Origin of the sequence: Pseudomonas glycinae, from assembly GCF_001594225.2 — a bacterium.
In the GTDB taxonomy this organism is placed as follows: domain Bacteria; phylum Pseudomonadota; class Gammaproteobacteria; order Pseudomonadales; family Pseudomonadaceae; genus Aquipseudomonas; species Aquipseudomonas glycinae.
In genome coordinates this window covers 2,158,098-2,165,000 of record NZ_CP014205.2, presented here as the reverse complement: position 1 = coordinate 2,165,000, position 6,903 = coordinate 2,158,098, and the positions used below count along the sequence as shown (strand labels likewise).

Annotated in this window: 3 protein-coding genes, 2 rRNA genes and 1 pseudogene (1 of these 6 cut by a window edge); 5 read left to right on the top strand and 1 reads right to left on the bottom strand. The window is 56.8% G+C overall.

Translation table 11 applies throughout. The features are described 5' to 3' along the window. The 5 genes and pseudogenes from AWU82_RS09665 to AWU82_RS09645 all read left to right on the top strand — a co-directional run. Positions 1–1,616, top strand: a 23S ribosomal RNA gene (locus tag AWU82_RS09665) (it extends 1,276 nt beyond the left edge of the window). 156 nt (positions 1,617–1,772) lie between these two features. After that, positions 1,773–1,888: ribosomal RNA gene (gene rrf / locus AWU82_RS09660) — 5S ribosomal RNA — on the top strand. 118 nt (positions 1,889–2,006) lie between these two features. Continuing rightward, a pseudogene (locus AWU82_RS09655) lies at positions 2,007–2,463 on the top strand (VOC family protein). A gap of 80 nt (positions 2,464–2,543) precedes the next feature. Beyond that, positions 2,544–4,088: a methyltransferase regulatory domain-containing protein gene (locus AWU82_RS09650; RefSeq protein WP_064382049.1), complete on the top strand. Its 1,545-nt coding sequence runs from the start codon at positions 2,544–2,546 to the stop codon at positions 4,086–4,088. Positions 4,089–4,254: 166 nt separating this feature from the next. Then, positions 4,255–5,769 (top strand): sensor domain-containing diguanylate cyclase, encoded by a 1,515-nt coding sequence (locus tag AWU82_RS09645; RefSeq protein WP_064382048.1) that lies wholly within the window; start codon positions 4,255–4,257, stop codon positions 5,767–5,769. On the opposite strand, the gene AWU82_RS09640 is transcribed toward AWU82_RS09645, so the two are convergent. Then, a complete protein-coding gene (locus AWU82_RS09640) occupies positions 5,766–6,890 on the bottom strand; it encodes an alkene reductase (RefSeq protein ID WP_064382047.1) in 1,125 nt (374 codons plus the stop codon). The two genes, AWU82_RS09645 and AWU82_RS09640, sit on opposite strands and share 4 nt — an antisense overlap. Positions 6,891–6,903: the final 13 nt, after the last annotated feature.

Below are 6,903 nucleotides of genomic sequence, written 5' to 3'. Positions count from 1 at the left end.
CACCCACGCCGAAAGACCAAGGTTTCCTGCGCAACGTTAATCGACGCAGGGTTAGTCGGTCCCTAAGGCGAGGCTGAAAAGCGTAGTCGATGGAAAACAGGTTAATATTCCTGTACTTCTGGTTATTGCGATGGAGGGACGGAGAAGGCTAGGCCAGCTTGGCGTTGGTTGTCCAAGTTTAAGGTGGTAGGCTGAAATCTTAGGTAAATCCGGGGTTTCAAGGCCGAGAGCTGATGACGAGTTGCCTTTAGGCGACGAAGTGGTTGATGCCATGCTTCCAAGAAAAGCTTCTAAGCTTCAGATAACTAGGAACCGTACCCCAAACCGACACAGGTGGTTGGGTAGAGAATACCAAGGCGCTTGAGAGAACTCGGGTGAAGGAACTAGGCAAAATGGCACCGTAACTTCGGGAGAAGGTGCGCCGGTGAGGGTGAAGCACTTGCTGCGTAAGCCCACGCCGGTCGAAGATACCAGGCCGCTGCGACTGTTTATTAAAAACACAGCACTCTGCAAACACGAAAGTGGACGTATAGGGTGTGACGCCTGCCCGGTGCCGGAAGGTTAATTGATGGGGTTAGCTAACGCGAAGCTCTTGATCGAAGCCCCGGTAAACGGCGGCCGTAACTATAACGGTCCTAAGGTAGCGAAATTCCTTGTCGGGTAAGTTCCGACCTGCACGAATGGCGTAACGATGGCGGCGCTGTCTCCACCCGAGACTCAGTGAAATTGAAATCGCTGTGAAGATGCAGTGTATCCGCGGCTAGACGGAAAGACCCCGTGAACCTTTACTATAGCTTTGCACTGGACTTTGAATTTGCTTGTGTAGGATAGGTGGGAGGCTTTGAAGCGTGGACGCCAGTTCGCGTGGAGCCATCCTTGAAATACCACCCTGGCAACTTTGAGGTTCTAACTCAGGTCCGTTATCCGGATCGAGGACAGTGTATGGTGGGTAGTTTGACTGGGGCGGTCTCCTCCTAAAGAGTAACGGAGGAGTACGAAGGTGCGCTCAGACCGGTCGGAAATCGGTCGTAGAGTATAAAGGCAAAAGCGCGCTTGACTGCGAGACAGACACGTCGAGCAGGTACGAAAGTAGAGATGAAGTGATACGATGGTTCTGTATGGAAGGGCCATCGCTCAACGGATAAAAGGTACTCCGGGGATAACAGGCTGATATCGCCCAAGAGTTCATATAGACGACGGTGTTTGGCACCTCGATGTCGGCTCATCACATCCTGGGGCTGAAGCCGGTCCCAAGGGTATGGCTGTTCGCCATTTAAAGGGGTACGCGAGCTGGGTTTAGAATGTCGTGAGACAGTTCGGTCCCTATCTGCCGTGGACGTTTGAGATTTGAGAGGGGCTGCTCCTAGTACGAGAGGACCGGAGTGGACAATCCTATGGTGTTCCGGTTGTTACGCCAGTGGAATTGCCGGGTAGCTATGTTCGGGAAAGATAACCGCTGAAAACATCTAAGCGGGAAACTTGCCTCAAGATGAGATCTCACTGGAACCTTGAGTTCCCTGAAGGGCCGTCGAAGACTACGACGTTGATAGGTTGGGTGTGTAAGCGCTGTGAGGCGTTGAGCTAACCAATACTAATTGCCCGTGAGGCTTGACCATATAACACCCAAGCAATCTGTAGACTCGAAAGAGACCAGATTGCGGTGTGTGAAGACGCAATGAACCGAAAGTTCGATGCTCACAAGACACCGAAAGCTGTCACATACCCAATTTGCTGAAGCGAGGCCATCTGGTCGCGAGTCAGTACCCGAATTTCTTGACGACCATAGAGCGTTGGAACCACCTGATCCCATCCCGAACTCAGAAGTGAAACGATGCATCGCCGATGGTAGTGTGGGGTTTCCCCATGTGAGAGTAGGTCATCGTCAAGATTAAATTCCGAAACCCCAATTGCGAAAGCAGTTGGGGTTTTGTTTTGCCCGCAAGAAAGTTTTCAATGGCGTCAACGAGCACGGTTACCATGAGCTTCAGTCCGGCAGGAGGCAGGCAGTGCAACTCAAGTTCAGTCACGTCGATGTATTGGTGAATAACCTCGAAGAAGCCTGTGCGTACTATGCGCATATATTAAAGGCGAGCATCTCCAGGACGCTGGTGTGGGAACGGGGCGGCCTGCATGTGCGCTATGCGATTGCGTTGGTCGGGCAGGAACGTTTCATGCTGGTTCAGCCATTGGCCGGGAATCTGCGGGAGCTCCTGGATAGTGCGGGCGAGGGCATGATCTATCGTCACTGCTATTCGACTCCCGACATCGAAAAACGCCTACGACGAACTGGTCGCTGAAGGCGTACAGCCTGAAGATGAAAACGGTAAACCGTTGCCCCGCGAACACCTGCAATCGCCGGCAGGGGCACGCATCATCTGGTTGCCCAAGCGCTTCGGTCACTTCTCGATCGAAATTCTGGAGGAGAAGACGTTGGAAGCGTTTATCGAAGAGGCCTTTACCTGACAGCTTTTCCTCTTGTGATAGGCCACGACTACCCCGTATAAGAGCGACTTTCACTTCCGATATAAGAAAAGGGTGCACGCATGAGCAATGCCTGGAACGAGGGATATTTCACGGACGAAGGCTACACCTACAGTTACAGCCGGGAAATCAATCCGGTTTTCCAGCGCTATTGTCTGCTGTTGCGCGGTTTTGCCACGCTGGAGAGTAGCGACGGTCACCACTGTGAGCTGGGTTTTGGTCAGGGTGTTTCGATCAATATCCATGCGGCGGGAAATCCGGGCTCTTATGTCGGCACCGACTTTCACCCAGGTCAGGCGTCCCATGCCATCTCGCTTGCAAGCGACTGGGGTAGTGATGCGCGACTGTATGACGACAGCTTCGAGCAGTTGCTGGCCCGTCATGATCTGCCTCAGTTCGACAGTATCAGTCTGCACGGCATCTGGACTTGGGTCAGCCGCGATAACCACAAACTGATCGTGGAATTTGTCCGTCGCCATCTCAAACCAGGTGGCCTGCTGTACGTCAGCTATAACTGCTTTCCGGGGTGGGCGCCGCAGGCACCTTTGCGTCAACTTTTCAGCCTGCACGACCGTTTCGCCAGTCAAGCCTGTGCGCGCCCTGATCAACGTATCGACGCTGCGTTGCAGTTTTCCGAAGCGCTGCTGGCTGCAAATCCGAAATATGCCAACTCGGCGCCAGGACTGGACGCCAAGCTCCGGAGCATCAAAGGCCAGGATCGTCAGTATATCGCCCATGAGTATTTCAACCGCGACTGGAACTGCATGTATTTCACCGACGTGGTTGATGCCCTGGCGCCCGCCAAGCTCGACTATGCCACGACAGCCGTCCCGCTGGACTCCGTCGATCCGCTCAATCTGAGCGCCGAAGGCATGGACTTTCTGGAAAATATCGACCATCCCGTCATGCGTGAGCAGGCGCGTGACTACTTTGTAAACCAGAGTTTCCGCCGGGATCTTTATGTGCGCGGCGCCAACAGGCTGTCCGCCTCCGAGCACCGCGAGCGTATGCTCAGCACGCGCTTCGTCCTGTTGCAGGCAGCCGACAGCGTGCCGGCCAACGTCACCGGCCCGGCCGGCGCAGCTACGTTGCAGGCGGAGATCTATGGTCCGGTACTCGCAGCGCTGGCGGATGACGCCTATGTGCCGAAGACCTTGCGGCACTTGCTGGATCTCGTGCCCTCGTTGACGTACGGCGACGTGGAGCAGGCCCTAAACGTGTTGATCGGCATGGGGGCCGTGGCGCCCTGTCAGAGCGAAGCGAATGAAAAACTGGTGCAGGCCCGTTGCAATACCCTCAACCTGCAACTGTGCAAGCGTTCGTTGTATGGCAACAAGATTCAGACCCTGGCGAGTCCGGTGACCGGGGGTGGGGTGACGGTCAGTCGCTTCCAGCAGCTGTTCCTGATATCGATCAAGCAGGGCAAAAAGCACCCGACTGAATGGGCGCAATTGGCATGGGGCATCATCGGCGGCCAGGGTGAAGGTCTCCTCAAGGACGGCAGGGCCCTGACCACCGCGCAAGAAAACCTTGCCGAACTGACCGGGCAGGCTCAAGTGTTTGCCGAAAGTACTCTGGTCATACTCAAGGCTTTGAAAATCGTCTAGTGGAGAACAGGGACGGCAGGACGCCTCGCGCCGCCTGCCGTCGTCCGGGGCACCTCGGATTCTTGCGCAAAACCAACACGAGAGCACCGCGGCGGACGCGCGGTCGATGTAATGCCCCGGTCAAACAATAGCGGTGACGGAAACCGGACTTTCCATAGGTACTGAAGTGAAGCGTGATACTCACCTTGTAATGCTCTTGCTGTTGGTAATCGGCTGTTCCCTGGCATCGCTGACCATCTGGAAGATACTGGGCTCTCGGGATCGAGCGCTGGATGAAGTCAATGTCCATGGGTTGAACCTGACTCAGGCGCTCGCGACTTATTCCGAAGGCATTGTCCGGCAGAGTTCGCTGCTTCTGCTCGGACTCGTCGAACGGCTGGAAACCGAAGGCAGTGGCCCAGCGCAAATCGAACGGCTCAAGACTTTGATCAACCGGCAGCGACCGCTGATGCCGCAGCTCAGTGGCATCACTATCTACGACAACAAAGGTCACTGGTTGATGTCATCCAACCGACCGATTCCTATCGGTGCAAACAGCAGTGATCGTGCCTATTTCATTCATCACCGTGACGATCCATCTCGCGAACCCTTCATCGGCCCACCGATTCGCAGTCGTTCGAATCAGGAATGGGTGATTACCATCAGCCGGCGTTTCAATGACGATCGCGGAGAGTTTGCCGGTGTGGTGTCGGTCACCCTGGGGGTGGAAAACTTTCTGCGTCTGTTCGGCCAGCTCGATATAGGGCAGGAGGGCGCCATCGGCTTGTCCTACACCGATGGCACGCTGCTGGTCCGTTACCCTTTCCGCGAACAGGACATGGGGCGCAACTTCTCCAATTCGCCGATCTATGCGAAGTACCTGATAGACAAATCGGTTGGCACTGCATCCTTCACGTCCAGTCTGGACGGCGTGGAACGGCTCTATGCCTTTCGCAAGAGTGAAACGTTGCCACTGATCACCACTGTTGCGCTCGGTAAGCGCGAAGCCCTGGCGGCGTGGCGATTTGAAGCGCTGCTGTCGATCGGTGTGGTTACCACATTGCTGGGGCTCACCGGCGTCATTGGCTGGTTCCTGATCCTGGATATTCGTCGCCGGACGCAGGTAGAAGGAGAGTTGCGCGATACCCAACAACAGTTGCTCGGCACGAACCGGCAACTTGAACTGTTGGCTATGAAGGATGCGCTGACAGGCCTGGCCAATCGGCGATGTTTCGATCAGACCCTGGCGATGGAGGCGCGCCGGTCGAAGCGTGACGCAACTTCGTTGGCATTGCTGATGATTGATCTCGACTATTTCAAACTGTTCAACGACGCCGAAGGGCACATTGCCGGCGATGCCTGTCTGCAGCAGGTGGCCAAGGTGCTTGAGACCTGCGTGCGCAGACCATCGGACCTGGTGGCGCGTTATGGGGGGGAAGAAATGGCGGTGATCATGCCCGATACCGACAGTGACGGCGCAGCGGTCGTGGCGCAAATGATCCTGAAGCGATTGGCGCAAGAGCCTATCGCTCACCGAACTAGTCCATTCGGCCGAGTGAGTGTGAGTATCGGCATCGCGGCCGCCACCGGATCGCAACTGGACACGGTACAACGCCTGATCGCTGCGGCAGATCAGGCGCTGTATCAAGCCAAAGGGGCGGGCCGGAATCAGCTCGCCAAAAGTGTCGCCAGCGAAAGCTAATCGGCGTACACCGGGTAATCCACATAGCCTTCGGCATGCCCGCCATACACTGTGGCCGGGTTCAGCGCGTTCAGCGGCCAGTCATTGGCGATGCGCGCCGGCAGATCCGGGTTGGCCATGAACGGGCGACCGAAAGCCACGAAGTCTGCCAATCCGGAGTCGAGCAACCGTGCCCCGGACTCCGCGTTGTAGCGACCGGCGTAGATGATCGCGCCGCTGAAGGTCTCGCGCACCGCTCGACGGAAGGTTTCCGGCATCACTGGCGCGTCGTCCCAGTCGGCTTCGGCGATCGACAGGTAGGCGATGCCGACGTCTTGCAGCACCTTGATCGCTTCGATGTAAGTGGTGTGCGGGTCTTCCTCGACCATACCCAGATAAGTCCGCGCTTCATCGGTGGTGGTGAACAGCGGCGCGAAGCGCACGCCGACCTTTTCCTTGCCGATGCATTCGGCGACGCCAGCCACCACTTCGCGCAGAAAACGCAGACGGTTATGCAGCGAACCGCCATATTGATCGGTGCGCAGGTTGCTGTGGGCGGAGATGAACTGGTTGACCAGATAACCATTGGCGCAGTGCAGTTCGATACCGTCGAAACCGGCGTCCATGGCATTGCGCGCCGCCTGGATATACAGCTGAACCAGTTCCTGCACTTCCTCGGTGGTCAATGCGCGAGGCGCGGACGGCGGTACCAGAGCCCCCATGCCCGGCCCGGTCTCGATGAAAACGCTGACCCGATCGGTGGCGACAGCGGAGGGCGCCACTGGCGCGGCGCCATCGGGTTGCAAAGCGCTGTGCGATACACGACCGACATGCCAGAGCTGGGCGAAAATCACCCCCTCTCTGGCGTGAACGGCCTCGGTGACCTTGCGCCAACCGGCAATTTGCTCAGGTGTATGAATGCCCGGGGTCCAGGCGTAACCCTGGCCACGGGGTTCGATCTGGGTGCCTTCAGTCACCAGCAAACCGGCACCGGCACGTTGCTGGTAATACTCGGCCATCAATTCGTTGGCGACATTGCCCGGTTGAGTGCTGCGTTGGCGGGTGAGGGGCGGCAGTACGATGCGGTTTTTCAGGGTGTGGTGGCCCAGGGTGGCGGGGGTGAAGAAACGGCTGTTATTCATGGATGCATCCTGT

Excerpts from the sequence above, each read along its gene's own strand:
- AWU82_RS09640 (WP_064382047.1), bottom strand. The coding sequence starts at position 6,890 with ATGAATAACAGCCGTTTCTTCACCCCCGCCACCCTGGGCCACCACACC.
- AWU82_RS09650 (WP_064382049.1), top strand. The coding sequence starts at position 2,544 with ATGAGCAATGCCTGGAACGAGGGATATTTCACGGACGAAGGCTACACC.